This is a genomic window from Subtercola boreus (assembly GCF_006716115.1).
GTDB lineage: Bacteria > Actinomycetota > Actinomycetes > Actinomycetales > Microbacteriaceae > Subtercola > Subtercola boreus.
Map to the genome: position 1 here is coordinate 20,503 of NZ_VFOO01000002.1, position 20,098 is coordinate 40,600.

Genomic DNA, 20,098 nt, shown 5'->3' on the forward strand with positions numbered 1-20,098 from the left:
CGGCCCGATCTGATGGCCGGTAGGTGGCTACGGTCGCCGCTCCTCGTCGTCGTGGTGGTGGTGCTGGCCGCCGTCATGCTGCTTCCCGTCGGCTACGTCGTCGCCATCGGGTTTCAGGTCGGCTGGCCGACACTCGCCCCCCTGGTCTTCCGACCGAAGGTCGGCGAACTGCTGGTCAACACCGTGCTGCTCGTCGTTCTGGGTGTGCCCGTGACCGTCGTGCTCGGGGTGGGCGGTGCGTGGCTCGTCGAGCGCACTACCCTCCCGGGCCGGCGCATCTGGGCGGTACTCCTGGCTGCGCCGCTGGCCATTCCGGCCTTCGTGAGCAGCTACGGCTGGGTCAGCGCCATCCCCTCGATCGGCGGCATCGGCGGCGGCCTCCTCGTCGCGACCCTCGCCTACTACCCCTTGGTTTACCTGCCCGCGGTCACCACGATCCGCCGGCTGGACCCCGCGCTCGAAGAGTCGGCCCGATCACTCGGGCTGGGATCGTGGCGCGTCTTCGCCCGCGTAGTTCTGCCGCAGCTCAGGCTCGCCGTCTGGGGCGGCGGCCTGGTCGTCGCCCTGCACCTGCTTTCCGAGTACGGCGCGTTCGCGCTGATCCGGTTCGACACCTTCACCACCGCGATCGTGGTGCAGTACCAGTCCACCTTCGCGGGCCCTGCCGCCAGCGCGCTCGGCATCGTGCTAGCCGGGCTTTGCCTTCTCCTGCTGCTCGGCGAATCGGCGACACGCGGCACAGCGAGATACTCCCGGGTCGGCTCGGGTGCGGCCAGGCCTGCAGTCCTGGAGCAGCTCGGTTGGGCGACGCCGCTCGCAATGGCCGGGCTGGTGGTAGTGCTTTTCGCGGCTCTGGGTGTGCCCATCGCCAGCCTCGTACGCTGGCTCAGCGTCGGCGACCCCTGGGCGCAGCGCGAGCTGCACACCGCCATCCTCCAGACGGCCGGCCTGGCCGTGATCGGCGCGATCGTGACCGTGCTCGTGGCACTCCCCATCGCCTGGCTCACCATCCGACACCCGGGTCGCCTCCCCCGCCTCCTCGAGAGTGCCTACTATCTCGCCAGCAGCTTGCCGGCCATCATCATCGCCCTGGGACTCGTCACCATCACCATCCGGATCGTCCCAGCACTGTATCAATCCGTGTTCACCGTGGTGCTCGCCTACGTCATCATCTTCCTACCTCGCGCGCTCGTGAGCCTCCGCACCGGCATCGCCCAGGCCCCGGTCGCCCTCGAAGAGGCCGCCCGGTCGCTCGGCCACTCACCCCTTGCCGCTCGTGCGCGAGTGACCCTGCCGCTCATCCTCCCTGCACTCGGTGCGGGGGCAGCCCTCGTCGGGCTCGGCGCCGCCAACGAACTCACCGCAACACTTTTGCTCGCCCCCAGCGGCACGAGAACCCTCGCCACCCAGTTCTGGTCGGCCAGTACGTCTGTCGCCTACTCCGACGCCGCTCCCTATGCGCTGCTGCTCATCGCGTTGTCGCTTCCATCGGTAGCCATCCTCTTCCTACAGACCCGAAAGCGCGTTCGCTGATGTCTACACTCGTGCTCACCGACATCACGAAGTACCTCGGCGGGCGACCGGTTCTGCGGAGCGTGACCCTGACCGTCCCGAGTGGCTCACGAACATCCGTCGTCGGCGCATCCGGCAGCGGCAAGAGCACCCTGCTCCGCCTCATCGCCGGCTTCGACATTCCGGATGCCGGACAGATAAGCCTCGGCGATACCCTTCTGGCGGGCGGGGCGTCGACCGTGCCCGCGCATCGAAGGGGAGTGGGGTACGTTGCGCAAGACGGGGCCTTATTCCCGCACCTCACGGTCGAGCAGAACATCCGCTTCGGACTGTCCCGATCTGCGCGGAGATCTACCCGGGTCGCGGAGGCCGCGGCCCTAGTGGCTATCGGCAGCAACCTGCTCGGCCGGTACCCGCACGAACTCTCCGGGGGCCAGCAGCAACGCGTCGCCCTCGCACGGGCTCTGGCACCGTCGCCTCAGGTCGTGCTGCTCGACGAACCGTTCAGCGCGCTCGACACTGGGCTCCGGGCATCGACCCGGAGAGCAGTCATCGAGGCCCTCGAGCAGAGCGGTGTCACAACGATCCTTGTCACCCACGATCAGGAAGAGGCCCTCTCGTTTGGTGACCAGGTCGCCATCATCGACGGCGGCCGCATTTCGCAGGCTGGGCCGCCCGCGGAAGTTTTTGACAACCCGCACACGGCCGACATCGCTGAGTTCCTCGGAGACGCGATCCTCGTACCCTGCGTCGTCCGGGATGATGTGGCGCACACCGCCTTCGGTTCGCACGTGATCAAGCACGACCACCGGGGGAGTGGTGACGTGTCGAAGGCCCTGGTCAGGCCCGCCCAGTTGATGATCGACACGGAAAGCCCGACACCCAATGCGGTCATAATCGACGTGCAGACGATCGGCGCGAAGCAGGACGTTTTGCTCAAGATCGGATCCACCCGTGAGATGATCCGCCTGCCTGTCGTAACCGCCGCCCCCCAGAGTTACAGAACTGGCCACACAGTGCAGGTGAGCGTTGTCGGCGGGGTCGTCATCTACGCGAGCTGATGCAGTCGATCGCAAGCACGGGATGCAGTTGCCAGTGACCCGCGCCACCCGAATAGCTACTGTAATCGAGCGCCACGTGATGTCACGCTCTAGTCCGCGGTCATCGCATCTGCCCTTCTCTGTGCTACCGAATCGCAAATCCTCTAGGGATAACGTCGACCTTCAATCACTCCAGAGTGCGGAAGGAGATCTTGTCGCGACTACCGGTGTTCTCAAGGTGCTGTGATTGCGATTGCGGCTGCGGTGGGTTGGCCACCGGTGGCAGGCGCCGCCTCCGACCAACTCCCCGTGATGGCCCTAGAGAAAGTCGACGCTGTCGTTGTGGGGCCCGTCATCAGCTTGGACAGGACCTTCCGAAGCTTGATGACATGGTCATCGAGTCCACCCTCACGACCGTTCACGGCAGACCGAACGAGCCGCAGGAGTACGGAGGCTAGGCGACGGACCCGGCAACGATTCGCCCGTTCATTCGCAAGGTGTACGCGCACGCGTGCCGTCCTCGCATTGCAGAACCGGCAAATGCTGGAAGCGTAAAAGAAAGGGGGCCGGCTGACGGATGAGTCAGCCGGCCCCCTTCTGGTGCTCCTACTGGCCGGGTGTGGCGGGAGCAGCGTCGTCGGCGGTCTCGCCGTCGTTCGTGCCGTCTTCGATCCCGGTGGTGTCGTCGGCGGTCTCGGTGTCGTTCGCCGCTCCGACGTCCGTGCCGTCAGCGGTCTCGGTATCAGCGGCTCCACCCTGATCGACGCTGGTGCTCGACGTGGGCGCTGGGGCGGGTGTGGAGGCCTGCGCGGGGATGGCGAGGGCAAGCCCGCCTCCGACAATCAACGCTCCGGCACCCAAGGTCCCGAGGGTCCATTTGATGGGCTTTTTCATGATCAGTTCCTTCGTTTCGTATCGGGTGGGAGTACCTGATACCTGAACGCTACGGACCAGCCCATGAGACCAGAATGAGAACCACCAGATACCCAGCGCGACCTACCCAAAGCCCGTTCCGATACTTCAGTCGCGTCGGACGTGGACGCTGTAGCGACGTCGGGTGGGTAGTCGCCGTTAAGCACGGGCGGGGGTGAGGATTCGGATGGCCTGGTTGAGGGACATGTCGGGCACGTACGCTTTGGCAAGTCCCAAGCCGACGGCTGGGAGGTTGAACGGATTTTTGTACAACAGAAAAACGGGTCTAATTTCTGGCTGGAACTTGTTTTTGTAGCGGTGCAGGGACTGGAACCCGTACGCCGGTTCCAGGGCACGGCTAAGCCAGGGGAGACCACTGTCAGCCAGGGGTGCCGCCGACAGGCTCACCGTCTGAACACCTGTCCGCCGCGCTTCGGTGATCGTTTCCGCGATGACGGCGTCCATCAGCCCCGGCATGCTGCCGGTCCGGCGGCGCATGAAGTCGAGCGTCAACCCGGTCACAATCCCGTTTCGGAACGTGGGCAGCCAGCTGGTGACGGCGTCGATGTCACCGTCCGCCGTGATCGCCAGCATCAGCGACACATCGGAGTCTTTGAGCTCCCGTACCCCGCCGAGCGTAAACCCCATCTCGGGAAGCGACTTCTCGGCCACCCATTCGCGAGAAATGTCCTCAATCTGAGCTTTCTTCGTCGACGTCAACTCGCTGTAGGTTGTCCATTCGAAGCGGACGCCCGTTTTCGTCGCCCGGGTGAGGGACGTTCTGATGTTCTGCATCTTCTTGCCGCCGAGTGACCAGGTCGTGGTGTCAACGAGGGTGTCCTCGGCGACTTTCATCGAGTACCAGGCCTGCCCTGAGAGGTGTACCCGGAGCGTCTCGGTTGCGCCGTAGAACACGGGCACCCACCCTCGGTCCTCGCAGAAGGTCACAAACCCCCGGACCACCTCGGCCATGTTGCGGGGCTCGCAGAGCGGTTCACCGGTAGTCACGGCGACGCCGTTGACGACCCGGTATGCGACAGCGCCTGTGTCATGGGGTGCATACCAGTACAGGTTCCCGCGCCAGGTCGTCATCCAGGCGAGGGGCCCCTCTGCCCATCCCATCTTCAGAAAGGCTCGCGTTCCAGACGACACTGTCGCCGGCGCATCGAGGCGACGGCGAAGCATGCCGGCAACGGCGAGTGCGACGATGCACAGCCAGAACACAGCCCCGATCCAGTCGTACATGATCCGGCCCAGAACGTCAGTCGGAACAGGGGCGGGTTGTTCGAAAGCCAAGAACCCTTCCGGGACGAGCCGTTCCACCAGATCAGTCACGATCGTCTGGACCGATGTTGCGGGGGAGGCCCCGGCCCTGAGGACGACCGTGCCAATGTAGACCGCGGTGACGGCCACGGTCACAAGTGCTGCCCGTACAAAGAACCGGTGGCTGGGAGCGTGGCCAGGGTTAGGTGGAAAGGATTTCAGGCAGCTGAAAGCCCCGATAGCGACGATGGCAGGTACTCCGATGGCGACGACAACTGACCATAACGTGTCATCGGCGGCGGCCGGGGAAGCCCCGGCTGGCGGGGTGATTGTGGGGGCGGCGCCGAAGTAAATCGCCGCCATGACGCTCAATGCTCCGTTGACGCTGACGGCTAGCCAGAGTCCCAACCGTTGCCCCCGGTAGATCGCGGCAGCGGCCAAAAGTTGCAAGACAAGAGGTAAGACGCTGACCAAGATCGCGCCGGCGGTGTCGGCGGCCCCCTGGATCGCGTCACCGGTTGTGGCTGAGTCTCTAAACAAGGCTCCGAGGGGTTCAAACAGGCCCACTCGGGCGGGTGCCAGCGCGCTGACAAGCGGCCCGATAGCTGTCACCGTCACCACCGCCGCGAGCAGCGTCCGCGTATCGCTGAATGACCGTTTCCCTGGTCTCGGGCGAGTTTTGGTGAAAACAAACCCGAGAAGGAGGCCGCTGACCGCGCCGCCAAGTCGGTAGAGGTCGGAGGGTTGGCCGGAGTAGAGAACAAAGACTAGGAGCACCGCGAAGCTGATGACCCGCACGCGCGCTCCGATGACGGGACGCAGGTAAGCGGTGGAGGCAAGGAATGTGCCGATTACCGGAATGAGCGGGTCGGACATGTGCTGGCCGCGGGTCGATTCGGCCGCCGGGTTGTCCAGCAGGACTCCCGCGCTCTGCAGGCCGATACCGAGAGCGATTCCGAAGACCGTCACGACGAGAAACGCTATGAGGGACCGGACGGATCCCAATCGGGTCTCAGCAATTCCCAACAATCCCAAAGTCACAACAACTACGCCGGTGAGGTAGACGGGTTTCTCAACGAACAACACCGATGTCCCTGCGGCGGCCCAGTCGTGCTGAACGAGCAATGAATCAAGGCCTGTCCCGAGGCCAGCTGTGGCGAAGAAGGTCGCTTTCAGGGCAGCGGCCGCACCGAAGACGACGATCACGGACCAGGTCACGGGAAGCTTCCGCGCCCCCCTCGACACCATCACAGCCAAGGCGCGGATCCTCGCCCCAACAGTGGTGGTTCGGTGTGCGAGAGGGGTGGTGGATGCCATTGCTCGTTCTCAGTGTAGGTAGGTGCCAGGAACCGGCCAGCAGGCCGTCCTGATCCTTCCCGCCAACGCTAGATGTGTGTTCATGAGACCACGATGAGACGACCTTTATAGCCTTCATCACCTCGGTGATGGGCGACAGGGTGGGCGCTGCTGTTCGACGACCAGCTGTGGTGATGACGCGTCGTCCTCGACGCTTCTCGTGGGCGGCAATAGGCCACTACGTGCCGTCCCCATCGCTCGGCTTTCGGATGGCGGGCAACACGACGGAGACTGTTGTGCCGTGTCCGGGGACCGATTCGATGCTGATCGAACCGTGATGGGCGACGCAGATTTGCCGGACGAGCGCCAGGCCGAGTCCGTGACCGGGCAGCGAACGGGATTCTTCTGCCCGCCAGAAGCGGTCGAAGACATGATTGAGGGTCTCAGGGGTCATCCCCGGCCCATGATCGCGGATGGTGATCTGTATTTTGTCCCCACGAGCACCGACCTTGACCTCGATGGGTGTTCCGGTGTCGGCGAATTTGGTGGCGTTGTCGAGTACATTTCCGAGAGCCCGAATCAGGAGATGCTCCGAGCCGAGCACCGAATGTTGCACACCGCCCTCGATGCTGATCTGCGCGGCTGCAGCTGAGCTTCGGACGGCCTTCCGCGTGACTTCGCTGATGTCGACCGGGGTAAAAGCTGACTGCAGTTCGGCTTCGCTCCCGCGGGTCAGCAGGAGAAGGTCTCCGGTGAGCGTGGTGAGATGTTCAACCTCCTCCAAAGTTGTGACGATCGCTCTTTCGTACTCAAGGGGTGTGCGGGGCCGGCTGATCGCGAGTTCCAGCTCGCCCTGGATGATCGCAAGCGGGGTGCGGAACTCGTGAGAGGCGTCGTCGACGAATGCCTGCTGCTTCTCATAACTTCGGCGAACGGGAGCCAGCACCAGCCTGGCCATGATGTAGCTCATGACAGGAACGATGACCAGCAGTACGAGGTAGCAGACAACGATCGCCGTCCGGAGGGTGACGAAGCCCTGTTCGGCGGCGTCCACGGCTTCCGCCCCGTTGCCGGCAACAGTGTCGTAATCGAATGTCCCGGTGACGAAGAAATAGATTCCGAGCGCGAACGCACCGAACAGGAGCAACAGGATTGCGGTGAAGGCTGCGGTGAGTCGTCTGGTTGCCTGGCGGAAGATCATGCGCCCGGTTCGATCAGGTAGCCCATCCCGCGATGCGTGGTGATGAAGTCGGGTTCACCGTCGGCGTTCAGTTTTTGTCGAAGGTATCGGATGTAGGTCTGCACAACGTTGCTGTACCCCTCGTAGTTCTCGTCCCAGGCGTGATCGATCAGCTGGGTTGTGCTGACGATGCTGCCGGCGTTCCTCATCAAATATTCGAGGACGGCAAATTCCTTGCTGGTCAGGATGATGTCCCGGCCTGCTCTCGTCGCCGTCCGTGTAGCGGGGTCCAAGCTGACGTCTCGGACCGTGATGATGGGGTGATCTGCCTTCGGCGATCGCCGCAGCAGCGCACGTACTCTTGCGAGGAGTTCTTGGAGGTGGAACGGTTTGCTGAGGTAGTCGTCCGCGCCGGCATCCAGGCCTTGGACCCGGTTCTGCGGTGAGTCAAGCGCCGTCAGCATCAGGATCGGTACGTCGCTGTTGAAGGCGCGGAATCGGTGGCACAACGCCATTCCGCCGCCTGGAATTCCCGGAAGGAGAAGGTCGAGTACGACAAGGTCATACGAGCCCACCTCGAACGCCTGTTGCGCTGGACCGGTCGCGTGCGCCAGGTCGACGGCGTACCCGGCTTCAACGAACGCCCGTCGGATGAGGTCAGCGATCCGCAATTCGTCCTCTACTACCAGGATTCTCATATCGCACCGTACCAGCAGCACGGAAACCCTGCGGTGGGAGCGTCAGTCACTTTTTTCGCCGTTGCCTGCGTCTTTCACGGCGGTGGCGTGCGCGGTGGCCGCGCCAGATGCGCTTACTTCGATCGAGAATTCCACTTTATTCTTTGAGCTCCGGTACAAGCTGAACATGTTTTCCGGATAGTGCCCGGGTCCGCTTTGGTTGTCGAAATTGATTGTCGTCGAGGCGCCAGGCATGAGCGGTGCTTCGTCGAGTTTCTGGTAGTACGACTCGGCGGCATTCGTGACAGTGTCCTTCATCGTGTAGAACACCTCAAACCCTGTCAGAGCGGCAGTTCCAGTATTTTTGACCGTGATTTGAAGTCGATCGCTGATGGCCGCCTGCGTTTGTGGGTCGGTGTTGTCCTGGACTGCTGCAGTGACAATGGTGAGGCCGGGCGCGGTGCTGGTGTTCTGTATCGGGTTAGTGGTCACAGGTAGGACTGCGGCTGCGCCGGTCGGCTGGGATTGCGACGACGGAGCCGATGTGCCGGCAGTGGATACCTGCCAGAAAACGAGGCCGGCGATCACAGCTGCGGCAATGACGATGACAGGGATCAGTTTTTTGGGGTTCATGATTCTTTCCGAAGGAGGGTTTTCTTTACGGTCGCTAATAGTGCGAAAGCAGTAGCACCGAGGAAGCCAAGGGTGAGGGTGATGGTGTTGGGCAGGAGCGCTAGCCAGACGTCGTTGAGTGGCTGTTGGTTGTATTGATCTTTGATTCCGAGGAACGCGAACGTGGTGCGTTCGTAGTGTTTAGTGATCGAGGAGATTTCGATTTGGTCCCGTACGGTTTCGAAGCCGGAGAAGTGTGCGGTGACCGCGATTTCGTCGGCCTTTCCGACTTGGAGGCTTTTGAACAGGCCGCCGGGTACCTGATTGTCGGGATCCATGGTGTCGCCGATCTGGGGGATGACAAGAACGATGACCAGCCAGATGACGAGTGCTGCGATGAGTCCGGCGCTGAGTCTTCGGAGGATCGCGACAAGCCCCATGCTGAGGGCGCTCCAGAACATCAGGTACATCCAGGCATACAGGGCCGACAGTGCGAGCCGGCTGTAGTCCTCCGCGGTGAGAGAGGCGTTTCCGACGAGCAGAAGAGAGGCGACCATCACGGCGAAGACTGCCGCGGTGAGTGCACCCCAGATCGCGGCGAGTGCGACGAGTTTGGCGCCGCTTATGGAGTATCGGGAGTGCGGGCGAGTGAAGACCAGCGGGATGGTTCCGCTGCCCTTGTCTTTGGCGATCATCTGGTAGCCGAGGATGATCGCGAAGAGGGCGCCGAGTAGCTCGAGGTACTCGATACTTCCGCGCAGCAGCTGCAGCGGGTAGAGCTGCGGTGCGGGCGGTATGGTCGTGCTGCCGGTCTTCGTCAGAGTGTCGAGGTAGAGCGTGTACTCACCCATCTTTGTGCGGAAGTCCAATGCAGCGATGACCACGGAGAGGAGCATGATTGCTGTAAGGAACCCGAGCAGCAGCATGAAGAAACGGTCCCGACGAATGTCGGTGAGCTCTTTGCCGAGAATATGCCGGAGGCTGTTCATGTCAGGGTGCTCCTCAGAACAGTTCTCGGGGTCGCCAGCAGGGCTGCGATAGTCGTTACTGCGAAGAGGACGATCACGGCGAAACTCAATCCCGGTGATGCGTCCGATGAGTTCATGCCGAGAACGAACGAGCTTGCTGTTTTGAAGTGTTCCCCGATAGCCAACGGTCCGAGCGCAGCGTTCATGAGTTGAAAGAACCCGCCTTGGGAAGGTGGTGATGCGACCGGGTTCAGCAGTGAAACGGGATGGGCTGCTGTTCCGAGTTGGGGGACGACGAAAACGAGTACCGCCCAGAACAAGATCGGGCCCAGTAACGCTGTTGCTTCAGTTCTGCTGCGCAGACCACTGATCATCCCAATGCTCAAAAAACCCATCAGGAATACCCACCCAGTGCTGTAAAACAGTGCGATCTGTGCAGCTTGTGTGGCGCTGAGAACGGTTCCAGTGATGGCGCTGATCGAGATCCAATTCGTGACGGCTGAGATGCTTAGGATCATCGCCAACCACACCCCCTGGCCGAGGAGTTTGCCCGTCAGGTATCCGATTGTCGAAACGGGTCGGCTGAGGACAAGATCGGCGGTGTTCGTTTTCCGATCGCGAAGCGATGCTTGAACACCAGCGACGGTCGCGAGAAGCGCGCCGATCAGGATGATGTAGATGACCGTATTGCTCATGTATCGGAGAGGTGACACACCCGTGAATGGGTTCGGGGCTTTGGTCAGCCCGTCGGTGAGGAGCTGGTTGTACACCGCGGTGACCGTTTGGTTCGTCAACCATCCGATCAGGCTTGACGCCGCGATCATTCCTAGGAAAACAATCAGTAACGTGCGGGGGAGCCGGTCCCGCAGGGCGCTGAGCATCTCGTGCCGTCCGACGGCGAACATGCCGCTCATTCGTCGCCCTGTGATCCGAGCGTGAGGTAGACCTGCTCGAGGGAGTCTTCACCAGGGAACGCTGTGACGGCATCGGCGAGGGACGCCTGGTAGACGAGGTGACCATTCCGGAGCACACCGATAGAGGTGCAGGTCTTTGTGACCTCAGACAGCAGGTGCGTGTTCATGAAGATCGTCATGCCGAGCTCGCGATTCATTCGCACGATCGTTTCGCGGAGAATCTTGACGCCTTGCGGGTCAAGACCGGATGTTGGTTCGTCGAGGAATAGCACCGACGGCTGGTGCAAGATCGCCTGCGCAATGCCAACGCGCTGCCGCATCCCTTTGCTGAAGGTGGAAAGCCGCTCGTCCTCGTGCCCAGTGAACTCCAGAAAATCGAGAGTGTCACTAATCCTCCGGTCCACGTTCATGACCCCAGAGAGACGTCCGAAGAATCGAAGGTTCTCTCGCATCGTCAAGTTGTCGTACAGCCGCACATTCTCAGGGAGGTACCCGATCTTCGTCCGTACCGTGTGCGGTGCCGACCTCACATCGATTCCCGCTACCGTGGCACTTCCCGACGTTGGTTCCAGAAGGGTGGTCAACAAGGTGACGGTGGTGGTTTTGCCGGCACCGTTGTGGCCGAGCAGTCCGAAGATCTCGCCCTGCTCCACCGAGAGGTCGAGACTGTTGACAGCAGTTTTCGGACCGTACTTCCGGGTGAGGGCCTGGGTGACAATAGCTGGGTTCGACATGCCTGCAAGGTATTCAGCGGCAAGTGAGATGACGGTGAGAGAGCCCCCACCGTTCTCACTTTCTTCTCATAGTCCGCGGCCTACTCTCGTCCACGCCCAACAACGCACCCGGAACGCCCCCGGGAGGCGGCAGGTGGCAGGAAGTCTTTAGGCCCATGAATACTCCAACTGCGATGTTGAACCTCAACATCCTCGATGGCCCTGTGGTGCTGGGGCTGTACATCCTCTCCGCGCTGAGCCTCTTTTTCGTCCTCAGCCGGCGTCCCCTGCGCGGATATCTGCGCCCAGCCGTCACCGGATTGCTCGGCGGTGTTCTCCTGGGGACCGCAATGAAATTGCTGCTCGTCGACGGCCTTAATCTCTTCGGAGGCCCCGTCTCTGAAACCGTCACCGCGCTGTTCATTATCGGGTGCGGTGCGCTCGGGATGACCCTGAGCGGCCTGTACAAATCCCGGTGGCCGAGAAAGGCCGGAAGCCTCGGCGGGGCGCTAATCATCGCCCTCACCCTCACGCTCGCCATCAACGCGACGTATGGCCTGAACCCGACGGTCGCGGCGTTCTTGCACATCAACACAGACCCCGCAGCAGCTCTCGTCGCTGCAAACCCACCGGCTACTTCAGCGCAAACGCAGCCTCCTCTTTCTAGCTGGAGCCCACCGCCGGACATGCCAGCCCACGGCACAACCGGGCAGCTCGCCGACGCGAATGCAATCCCGAATCCGGCATCCGGGTTCCCCGCCCGAAACGCTGAAATCTACTATCCGCCAGCTGCGCTAGTGAAAAACCCGCCCGCTCTTCCTTTCCTGCTCATGATGATGGGGCAACCCGGCGACCCGACCGCAAAGAACATCGCAGCCGTCCTGGATCAAATAGCGGCCAACCATCACGGCCTCGCCCCCATCGTCATCGTCGCCGACCAGCTCAGCGACCCAACAAAAGACCCACTATGTCTTGACACCGCGCTCGGGAAAGCCGAAACCTACCTAATGAAAGACGTCACCAGCTGGGCGCGCAGCCACCTCAACATCTTGCCAAACCCGGCCGCCTGGACAATCGCCGGGTATTCAAACGGCGGCCAGTGCGCCAACTACTTCGGCGCCAAATACCCCGCACTATGGGGCAACATCCTCGACGTGTCGGGCATTGAATACGCCGGCGCCGAACAAAGCACCACCGTCCTCAAACAGATTTTCGCCGGCAACCAGCAAGCCTATGACGCCGTGAAACCGGCACACATCATGGCAGCGACCCGTTACGCCGACAGCACTGCCATCTACACCGCTGGCGAGAAAGATGCTGCACTCGTTGACGTGCAGCAAAGAATGGCCCACGCTGCGAGCTCCGCCGGAATCACCACGCACTACGTCACCATCCCCGGCGCAGACCACGGCGTCACAGCCTTAGACGGGGGACTGACGGCCGGCTTCAAACTCCTCTACCCACGCCTAGGTCTCAGCACCTCCACGCCTTAAAGGAAAAAGGTCCAAGGCCAACCCGGAACCCGCAGGCCGGTCGACGAACTGTTGCCGCCCCGCCGAGCCGAGTGAGCGCGCAGCGCTCGTTGTGCTCAACACCCCCACACTGCTCGCCGGGTTCCTGCACGAGCTACCCGGTGGACAACGGCAAAGAGTCGTCCGCACCCACGGTCACGCAGCGCAGGCACTGTGCCCGACGAACCTTTCAGCGCGCTCGGCACGGGGGCTACGGTCATCTCGACTCGACAGTCCGTCATTGACGCGCTCGAGCGCAGTGCGCTCACCCTGAACGTTTTCATACACGACCAAGAGGAGGCATTGCCGTTCGGTGACCAGATGGCCGTCATTGGTGGCGAAACGATCAGTGTCGGCGGGTCTATCCTCGGCCGTACTCAGGATCCGCCTGCCGGTATGGCTCAAATTCTTGGCGAGGCCGTTGTGTTCACCTGCCCAATTGAGGGGCGCCCGCTCGGCACTTGGACCCTGCTCCGCGACACAACCGCAGCGGCAAGGCCCCGTGGTAGGTGCCGTCACTCGCCGAACACGCTGTCAAGCGCGACAGCTCGGTTCGCGAGGTGATCTCGTTCTGCAGGCCACCTGCCGAACCTCCCGGACAGGCACGCCGCATTCGACAAGCAAGCCGGTCAGTTTTAATCGGATGCGACGTCCAAGGCGAGCCGGCCGAGGTGTGTCATGGTCTACCCGGCCTGATTCACTAGCCGGCGGTCTCGCGGCGTCTGATGATCCTGCCCAGTCCGATCGCGACCGGCAACGAGATCGCCGACCAGAGCGCGATGGCGGCAGCGCCCCCTTGAATGATGTCCAGTAGCCGGTCGGTCATGGTGTGCCCTCTTCCTATCCACCCGTAACGCTATGTAATGCGAACGTCAGGCGCGTCGGCCAAAGGGACGACGTTCGCTGTACACCTTTGTGGGGATGCGCCGCAGTTCGATGAGTCTGCTGAGAACTCGCTGCCGCTCTCACGGTGGCCTCAGTGAGGAGTTCATACCCTGTACCACGCTCTCCACACTCGACGAACGGAAGACCCATGGACACCCCACCCTCAGAGCAACCCGTTTTCGGACCGCAGTTGCGTCCCGAAGCGTCACCGGTTTCATCGCCGCCGCTCATGGAATCACGTGTCGCCCAGGCCAACTCGCCGCAGCGACGGCTGACCCTTCTCGGGTGTCTCGCACTCGGAGCCGTGCTGGCCGGAGGGGGAGCTGCTGGGCTGACCGTATCCGCGCTCGGACCAGCCACTGGAACGCAGACGATCGCGAACCCGCAGACGATCACCATCTCCGGGTCGGGTACGGCCAATGCAATAGCCGCGATTGCTGCGAAGGCCATGCCGAGCGTAATGACCATCTCTGTGACAGACGGGGCTGGCACGTCAGGCACCGGATCCGGGGTTGTATTGTCGCCTGCGGGCCTGGTCCTGACGAACACCCACGTGGTGACCCTCGATGGTGCGACCGGCACCCCGGTCGTCTCGGCAATAGCGGCAAATGGCAAGAAGTACTCCGCCGAAATCGTCGGCACAGATCCGGTCGCCGACTTAGCAGTAATCAGACTCGCAGGTGCCAGCGGACTGACGCCGCTAGCGTTCGGTGATTCCTCAACCCTTCAAGTCGGGGAACCAGCCACGGCGATCGGTGCACCGCTTGGCCTGTCGGGCACCGTCACCACAGGGATTGTGAGCGCACTTGACCGAAGCATCACGGTGCCCAGCTCCGCAGCACCAAAACCGGGCATTGCGGCCGCGCAAGGAATGTCCGCGACGAGCGTACTCGCAGTCATACAGACCGACGCCGCCATCAACCCCGGAAATTCTGGCGGGCCGCTCCTGAATGCTGCCGGAAAGCTGATCGGCATTAATGTCGCCATCGCGTCAGCTGGGGCAAGCTCCTCACCGACCGGATCGGCAGGCAATATCGGGGTGGGATTTTCGATCCCAGCGAACGAGGCTCGGCGAGTGGCAAATGAAATCATCGCGTCAGGTTCTGCAACGCACGGACTACTCGGCGTTTCCGTAGGCACGACACCACCAACGGCATCGTCTTCCGCCGCAGGAGCTCCTCTCGCCGCGATAGCTGCAGGAGGTCCCGCCGAAATGGCAGGTCTTGTCGTCGGCGATATCGTTACTGCAGTCGGAAGCACAAAGGTCGCTTCGGCGTCAGACCTGACGGCCGAGATCCGGGCGTTACCAGCCGGCGCCACCGTGGCTGTCACCTATGTGAGGGCTGCTGCCACCGCTCAGACAACCGTCACGTTGGCGGCATTCGCAGGGTAGCTAGGGCTGCCCCGGACATCGGGGACAAGACGGGGGCTTGATAAGGAGCGTCTCCGAAAGCCCATGAGGGACGAACCGTGATTGCCTGCTACAGAGGATGCATGCCCCGCTTCACGGCTTGTCTCGGTTCACCGAAGAATGGCGTGCCGTCCCAGTCGTCTACTTCTCGCGACTCGCAGCGCGTCGTGAACGAGCTGTCGCGGAACGGCGAATCGATTGGTCCGCCGCGGCTGTGTCATGGAGTTGGCGCGGCTGTTTGCGGCACCTTGATTGCAGACCAACAGGACGGCACGTGTCGTGCCCGACTTTCAACTCGCCGGTTGATCATGACGCCTTAATCGAGGTCAGTGATGGGGTTACGGGTAGACCTGCCACCACTCTGTCATGGCGCCACTTCGCCAGGGCGGAAAACGTGTACCGCTTCACGGATCGCGTAGTACACGATCACGTATCCAGCGATCGGGTCAGCCCACCACCAACCAAACCCCAAATCGAACACGACCCCCAGCAGTACCGTGACGGCCAGGACACCGTCGATGAATGTGACCCGGCCCTCCGTGACAAGCACCGGGTTCCCCAATGCTCGCCCGGTGCGTGCTTTACCCGCGGCGAGGATGAACATCACCAGCGCTGTCACCCCGGTCCACACGATCCCAGCCACGCTCGGCGTAGCGTGATGCCCGCTCAGTAAAGCCACCGATGACTGCACGAGCAGATACGCGGCAAGAAGAAGGAACGCGACACCGATGAGCCGCAACGCCACACGTTGCCGTGCCTCACCAGTGCCCGCTAACTCCCACAACACCACGGTGCTCGCAACGATCTCTATAAGGCTGTCCAGACCGAATCCCAGCAAGGCGACCGACGACGAGGTAGAAGCGAGGATCGCGAGGACTACGACCCCGACCACATTCCACCCCAGCGTGAAGATCTCGAAAGCACGGCCACGACGCATCAAGACATCAGCCGAAGCCACAGAACGAGAAGTCACCCCCGATTCTCTCAGCCCGCCGCACCCAACAGGTGGGCACCGATCAAGCCGTCACCCCGGTCCTGATTCGAGTTGGCATCGCCACGCGGCCGTCTGCGCAATTGGGGCGGCTACGCCGCACCCCCGGCCAGCTGGCACCCAGGGTGAGCTAGCACGATTCGTTCGCATACACGTGTCATACGGACCACACCGGTCCAAAGCTTGCGACAAACATTGCGGCCAACACAGTTAGTCGGAGGGAGCGATTCGCCCAAGCACGGGCCACCGCGGCGTCACTATGCCGCAGTAGTGGCGGCGGTCTCTGCTCTAGTTGTTGCCCTTGGTGCAGGTCGCGTCGGCTGCGGTCTGCCCCGTCACCGACGGTGGCAGCGACACACCGGACGAAGCTGTTGGTGGTGCGCTGGCCTGTGGCAGGTTTGGTGTCGCGGTATCCGGGGACGCCGCCGGGGTGGTAGTTCCTGCCGGTTGGCCGGCTGGAGCGGCGACCGCTGCGCGGCCTACCCCTCCGGTGAGTTGCACGGGCTCATCAGCCTGCAGAGCCGACGCGATTTGTTGCGCCGGGCCGGTATCTGCCACCACCCGGTTCGGATCCTTGGGATCGGGGGTTGTCGGGTACTGCAGGAAGACCATGCGGGGTAGAGAGACAGCTTTGAGGGCAAGGGCGATCGAAACGGGTGCCGACACGTTGGAGAGAGTGTCGGAGAGTTGCATGTTCGCCAGAGCTGCGTTCGCGAGCGAATATAGGGCCACAGGATTGGCGAGAACGCCGGCCCCGGTGATGGTACGCATGAGTGCTGAGAGGAACACTTGCTGATTACTGATACGCCCCAAGTCGCTTCCGTCGCCAACACCATGGCGGCTTCGCACGAATGCCAGCGCGTCGGAGCCCAAAAGCGTCTGCTGGCCGGCAGCGAGGTGCAGCCCGGTGTAATTGTCGTCAACAGCGGTCGCGAGACAGACCGGGACCCCGCCAACGGCGTTAGACATGGCAATGACCCCGTCGAAACTGATTTCCGCAGCGTACGGGATGACGATGCCGGCCAACTGCTCAACGGTCAGGACGACGCAGGGCAGGCCACCTGTGGCGAGCGTCGTGTTGAACATAACGCTGTCGGCCGCCGCTGAGGTTGAGCCGTCCGGCTTGAGACAGCGGGGTACGGCGACCATGAGGTCGCGTGGGAAGCTCACGACGGTCGCATTCGTGTGATCTTTCGAGATGTGCAAAAGCATGGTCACGTCGTTGCTCCCGGCGCCGGAACTGGCGGCCATATTATCGGCGCTAGAAAATCCACCGCCTTGCCCGGTGCGGGTGTCGGTTCCGACCAAAAGAAGGTTCACCTCACCCTCTGTCGCCCCGAGTGCTGGGGGGAGGGCAGCGTGTCCGGGTAGCTGTGAGAGTTGAATGCCCGTTCCAATTTTCGAGGCGGTCTGCCACACGGCGATCGCGACCACGGACGTGGTGCTGACGGCAAATACGGTGACACAAACTAACAAAATGCGCAGGATCGACTTGGCTCTGCCACGCTGTCTGCGTGCATGGTGGGCACGAATGATCTCGACTGTTGGGAGCCCCTCATCGCGCCGCCTCCCGAATCATGAGAAGAAGCGAACGCTCCCGAACGCTTTTTAGCACCATTAACGGCAACAAGACGCGGTCAGCAGGCGTGAGATGTTGTAGTTCCGCGGCCGGCCGGGATGTTGTGTGGGGGAGAGATTCGCAAAGTCGATGCACGTTCCAACCGTATGAAGAGCTCTGTGAGACGAAGATGAGACGGTCAGCCGACTGTCAGGACCTCGGTGAGATTCGTGCTGCGCTTCGGTCAGGCCGGTTGGCTGCCTGAGAACGAAGCGATGTCAGAGCCGCCATCATCGCGGGAGTCAGGGGGTGACTGTTGGGGTGGGCAGCGGGACTGGCGGTGTCGGGGCCGGTGTCGGCTTTGGTGTCGATGTGCCGGAGCGGCCGGATGCGCTCCCCGCGCCGGCCGCAGCAAGGTACCGATGTTCTGGTAGGGGCACTGATGTTGCGCCGCCGAACGCGTCGGCCGTGTCTCGGTAGAAGTCCCGCCACATGTAGAGCCGGGAGAGTCCTCCGGTGACCTTCCCGCTTCCCGGCCCGATGATGGGAGTCGAGCGAATCGACACGTGCCCAGTGACGTTGCCGGTCCACGATGCTGTGACCAATTTTGTGGAGCCGCCGACAAGCCAAACACTTTCCTCGTTCTGCGATGTTCCGGTTTTGCCCACGTGGGCTGTGGCGTCGTGCGGGTTTGCAGGAATGGCTGTGCCGCTGGTGATCACGCCCTGCATGGCGTAAACGGCTGCCGCAGCGATCTTCGGGTCGATAGCCTGGCCACAGGTCGATTGCGGCACGGAGACCGGCTGACCATTCGCATCGGTGATGCTGTCGATCGCGACAGGGGTGCAGAACATGCCGTTGGCGATGACGCCAGCGTAGGCGGCCGCCATTGTGAGCGGCGCGATTGTATTGCCACCGAGGGCTGCGAAGACGTTGGTCTCGAGAGGTTGGCCATCGGCCCGGTGGACACCGAGAGATGACGCCACGTCACGAATCGCGCACTGATCGAGTTGCTGAGCCATGCTGATGAACGCCGCGTTGACGGAGAGCTCGAACTGGTTCAGCACTGAAATTCTTGAACCGGCCTCGCCGGCGTCATTTCCCGCTTTGTATGTGCCCATCTGGCCCCCTCCGCAGGTGTTTTTAAAGGTCGAGAGATCAAACGTGAGATTATTCGCGCCGTTCACGATATCGCCCAAGGTATGACCGGCCTGCAACCAGGCGATGAGGTCGAAAAGTTTGTAGGTCGAACCGACAGAGAAGCCGGTGGACCCGCCGTAGGCTTGATCGGTCGAATAATTCACGGCCGTAGCGTCAGGGCCCGCGGCGGGGTCTTGGCTGTAGTTCTTATTCTGGGCCATGGCGACGACTCTCCCCGTTCCGGGTTCGACGGTCACGATGGAGCTGCCGAGGTCGAGGTTCGCGGTGCTGTACGGGATGTAGTTCTTCGTGACCGCATCGGCTTGTTGCTGCAATTGCATGTTGAGCGTGGTGTAGATCTTGTATCCGCCTGTGGCGAGTGCGTGGGCCCGTGACGCGGCGTCGGCGCCGAAGGTCGGATCTTGCTCGATGATCTTTGTGACGTAGTCGCAGAAGAACCCCGCCGCGTTGACGGCTGTTTGGCAGCCCGTTGAGGGTTGCGTGATGTTCGGTGTCACCGGCACCGCGATTGCCTGCTGGTACTGGGCCTGGGTGATCGTGTGGTCTTTCAGCATTGAAGCGAGCACGACGGTATTGCGCCTGTCGAGGTTCTGCGGAATGTTCGCTGCGACGTCGATCCGCAGCGCGTCTGGGGCGTTCACCATAGCCACGAGGCTCGCGGCCTGTTCGAGCGTCACGGCGTCCGCATTGACGCCGAAGTAATATTGGGCGGCCGCCTGGATGCCGTAGACGCGCCCGCCAAAAAGCGCGATGTTGAGGTAGCCGAGCAGGATGTCGTCCTTGCTGTACGACTTCTCCAAGCCAATCGCCAGTTTCATCTCCTTTAGCTTGCGGTCAAGGGTCGTCTTCGTCGCTTCGGCATACGCGGCGGCCTGACCGGCCGGGTCGGTGATCGCTTCTGCGCGTTGCACCAGGATGTTCTTCACATACTGCTGCGAGATGGTAGACGCCCCGCTTGTTACCCCGCCGGAAATGATGTTTCCGGCGGCAGCCCTGAGGCTCGATTGAATGTCGATCCCTCCATGGGTGTAGAAACGCGGATCCTCTGTCGATATGAGAGCGTCTTTGACGTATTGCGAGATCTGGTTCCACGCCACATTCTGGCGGTTCTGATCGTAGAAGGCGGCGAGAAGTACGGGTGAACCATCGGTATTTCGGCCGTACACGTACGAGGTCTGGGAGAGCTGATCTGGCTTCAGATCCGCAGGGAGTGCTTCGAAGACACCGATGCTGCTGTTCGCAGCCTGCCCGACGACGGCCAACACGGGAGTGACCATGGCCGTGACCAGCACCCCGGCGATGACACTGAGACCGATCATTCCGAGCAATCCGGCGGCCACTCCTCCGAGCGTTCGGTTTCCGTCACGTCTGCTCATCGTTCTCCTCGAATGGTTCAAATTCTTTCCTGAACCTAGGGGCGAACGAATGAGACCACGATGAGAGGCTCAGGGAGCTGACAGCCCCCTCAGGATCGCTGCAGATATTCGGTACATA

The 20,098-nt window shown here is 62.2% G+C and carries 16 protein-coding genes; 4 read left to right on the plus strand and 12 right to left on the minus strand.

What is annotated here, in order from left to right; all coding sequences use genetic code 11:
• The first annotated feature begins 12 nt into the window (after nt 1–12).
• Nucleotides 13–1,533: an ABC transporter permease gene (locus FB464_RS18965; protein ID WP_116416907.1), complete on the plus strand. Its 1,521-nt coding sequence runs from the start codon at nt 13–15 to the stop codon at nt 1,531–1,533.
• Nucleotides 1,533–2,573 (plus strand): ABC transporter ATP-binding protein, encoded by a 1,041-nt coding sequence (locus FB464_RS18970; protein WP_211327512.1) that lies wholly within the window; start codon nt 1,533–1,535, stop codon nt 2,571–2,573. The genes FB464_RS18965 and FB464_RS18970 overlap by 1 nt, the downstream gene beginning before the upstream one ends.
• Nucleotides 2,574–3,158: 585 nt before the next feature.
• Here FB464_RS18970 and FB464_RS18975 read toward each other — a convergent pair.
• From FB464_RS18975 to FB464_RS19010, 8 genes are all read right to left on the minus strand, one after another.
• Nucleotides 3,159–3,446 carry a hypothetical protein gene (locus FB464_RS18975; RefSeq protein ID WP_116416908.1) on the minus strand — a complete coding sequence of 96 codons (288 nt, stop codon included), beginning with the start codon at nt 3,444–3,446 and terminating at the stop codon, nt 3,159–3,161.
• 177 nt (nt 3,447–3,623) lie between these two features.
• A complete protein-coding gene (locus FB464_RS18980; protein ID WP_116416909.1) occupies nt 3,624–6,044 on the minus strand; it encodes a bifunctional lysylphosphatidylglycerol flippase/synthetase MprF in 2,421 nt (806 codons plus the stop codon).
• A 217-nt stretch (nt 6,045–6,261) separates the two neighbouring features.
• On the minus strand, nt 6,262–7,224 hold the full coding sequence (locus FB464_RS18985) for a sensor histidine kinase (RefSeq protein WP_116416910.1): 963 nt from the start codon (nt 7,222–7,224) through the stop codon (nt 6,262–6,264).
• Nucleotides 7,221–7,901: a response regulator transcription factor gene (locus FB464_RS18990; RefSeq protein ID WP_116416943.1), complete on the minus strand. Its 681-nt coding sequence runs from the start codon at nt 7,899–7,901 to the stop codon at nt 7,221–7,223. The genes FB464_RS18985 and FB464_RS18990 overlap by 4 nt, the downstream gene beginning before the upstream one ends.
• A gap of 42 nt (nt 7,902–7,943) precedes the next feature.
• Nucleotides 7,944–8,513 (minus strand): hypothetical protein, encoded by a 570-nt coding sequence (locus FB464_RS18995; RefSeq protein ID WP_116416911.1) that lies wholly within the window; start codon nt 8,511–8,513, stop codon nt 7,944–7,946.
• Complete coding sequence (locus FB464_RS19000) at nt 8,510–9,481, minus strand: ABC transporter permease (protein ID WP_116416912.1); 972 nt, start codon at nt 9,479–9,481, stop codon at nt 8,510–8,512. Before FB464_RS19000 ends, FB464_RS18995 begins: the two co-directional genes overlap by 4 nt.
• Nucleotides 9,478–10,374: an ABC transporter permease gene (locus FB464_RS19005; RefSeq protein ID WP_116416913.1), complete on the minus strand. Its 897-nt coding sequence runs from the start codon at nt 10,372–10,374 to the stop codon at nt 9,478–9,480. Before FB464_RS19005 ends, FB464_RS19000 begins: the two co-directional genes overlap by 4 nt.
• Nucleotides 10,371–11,108 (minus strand): ABC transporter ATP-binding protein, encoded by a 738-nt coding sequence (locus tag FB464_RS19010; RefSeq protein ID WP_116416914.1) that lies wholly within the window; start codon nt 11,106–11,108, stop codon nt 10,371–10,373. The genes FB464_RS19005 and FB464_RS19010 overlap by 4 nt, the downstream gene beginning before the upstream one ends.
• A 173-nt stretch (nt 11,109–11,281) precedes the next feature.
• Between FB464_RS19010 and FB464_RS19015 the strand changes: the two genes are divergently transcribed.
• Nucleotides 11,282–12,580, plus strand: coding sequence for an alpha/beta hydrolase (locus tag FB464_RS19015; RefSeq protein ID WP_116416915.1), 1,299 nt, complete (start codon nt 11,282–11,284; stop codon nt 12,578–12,580).
• A gap of 718 nt (nt 12,581–13,298) precedes the next feature.
• Here the strand turns inward: FB464_RS19015 and FB464_RS20485 are convergent.
• On the minus strand, nt 13,299–13,424 hold the full coding sequence (locus FB464_RS20485) for a hypothetical protein (protein WP_281279807.1): 126 nt from the start codon (nt 13,422–13,424) through the stop codon (nt 13,299–13,301).
• Nucleotides 13,425–13,631: 207 nt separating this feature from the next.
• On the opposite strand from FB464_RS20485, the gene FB464_RS19020 reads away from it, so the two are divergent.
• The gene (locus tag FB464_RS19020; protein WP_116416917.1) at nt 13,632–14,876 is read left to right on the plus strand and encodes a S1C family serine protease; all 1,245 of its coding nucleotides are present in this window, start codon (nt 13,632–13,634) and stop codon (nt 14,874–14,876) included.
• Between the two features lie 382 nt (nt 14,877–15,258).
• Here FB464_RS19020 and FB464_RS19025 read toward each other — a convergent pair whose 3' ends face one another.
• The 3 genes from FB464_RS19025 to FB464_RS19035 all read right to left on the minus strand — a co-directional run bounded on the left by FB464_RS19025 (nt 15,259) and on the right by FB464_RS19035 (nt 19,980).
• Complete coding sequence (locus FB464_RS19025; RefSeq protein WP_246093218.1) at nt 15,259–15,867, minus strand: cation efflux transmembrane domain-containing protein; 609 nt, start codon at nt 15,865–15,867, stop codon at nt 15,259–15,261.
• A 306-nt stretch (nt 15,868–16,173) separates the two neighbouring features.
• Nucleotides 16,174–17,136, minus strand: a complete 963-nt coding sequence (locus FB464_RS19030) for an LCP family protein (RefSeq protein ID WP_116416918.1) — start codon at nt 17,134–17,136, stop codon at nt 16,174–16,176.
• 609 nt (nt 17,137–17,745) lie between these two features.
• Nucleotides 17,746–19,980 carry a transglycosylase domain-containing protein gene (locus FB464_RS19035; RefSeq protein WP_116416919.1) on the minus strand — a complete coding sequence of 745 codons (2,235 nt, stop codon included), beginning with the start codon at nt 19,978–19,980 and terminating at the stop codon, nt 17,746–17,748.
• Between the last annotated feature and the right edge of the window lie 118 nt (nt 19,981–20,098).

Bases quoted from the DNA above. Each gene is read 5' to 3' on its own strand.
- FB464_RS19005 (WP_116416913.1), bottom strand. From the start codon at position 10,374: ATGAGCGGCATGTTCGCCGTCGGACGGCACGAGATGCTCAGCGCCCTG.
- FB464_RS18980 (WP_116416909.1), bottom strand. From the start codon at position 6,044: ATGGCATCCACCACCCCTCTCGCACACCGAACCACCACTGTTGGGGCG.
- FB464_RS18975 (WP_116416908.1), bottom strand. From the start codon at position 3,446: ATGAAAAAGCCCATCAAATGGACCCTCGGGACCTTGGGTGCCGGAGCG.
- FB464_RS18965 (WP_116416907.1), top strand. From the start codon at position 13: ATGGCCGGTAGGTGGCTACGGTCGCCGCTCCTCGTCGTCGTGGTGGTG.
- FB464_RS19035 (WP_116416919.1), bottom strand. From the start codon at position 19,980: ATGAGCAGACGTGACGGAAACCGAACGCTCGGAGGAGTGGCCGCCGGA.
- FB464_RS19030 (WP_116416918.1), bottom strand. From the start codon at position 17,136: ATGGCCGCCAGTTCCGGCGCCGGGAGCAACGACGTGACCATGCTTTTG.
- FB464_RS20485 (WP_281279807.1), bottom strand. From the start codon at position 13,424: ATGACCGACCGGCTACTGGACATCATTCAAGGGGGCGCTGCCGCCATC.
- FB464_RS19015 (WP_116416915.1), top strand. From the start codon at position 11,282: ATGTTGAACCTCAACATCCTCGATGGCCCTGTGGTGCTGGGGCTGTAC.
- FB464_RS19000 (WP_116416912.1), bottom strand. From the start codon at position 9,481: ATGAACAGCCTCCGGCATATTCTCGGCAAAGAGCTCACCGACATTCGT.
- FB464_RS18970 (WP_211327512.1), top strand. From the start codon at position 1,533: ATGTCTACACTCGTGCTCACCGACATCACGAAGTACCTCGGCGGGCGA.
- FB464_RS19020 (WP_116416917.1), top strand. From the start codon at position 13,632: ATGGACACCCCACCCTCAGAGCAACCCGTTTTCGGACCGCAGTTGCGT.
- FB464_RS18990 (WP_116416943.1), bottom strand. From the start codon at position 7,901: ATGAGAATCCTGGTAGTAGAGGACGAATTGCGGATCGCTGACCTCATC.
- FB464_RS18985 (WP_116416910.1), bottom strand. From the start codon at position 7,224: ATGATCTTCCGCCAGGCAACCAGACGACTCACCGCAGCCTTCACCGCA.
- FB464_RS19010 (WP_116416914.1), bottom strand. From the start codon at position 11,108: ATGTCGAACCCAGCTATTGTCACCCAGGCCCTCACCCGGAAGTACGGT.
- FB464_RS18995 (WP_116416911.1), bottom strand. From the start codon at position 8,513: ATGAACCCCAAAAAACTGATCCCTGTCATCGTCATTGCCGCAGCTGTG.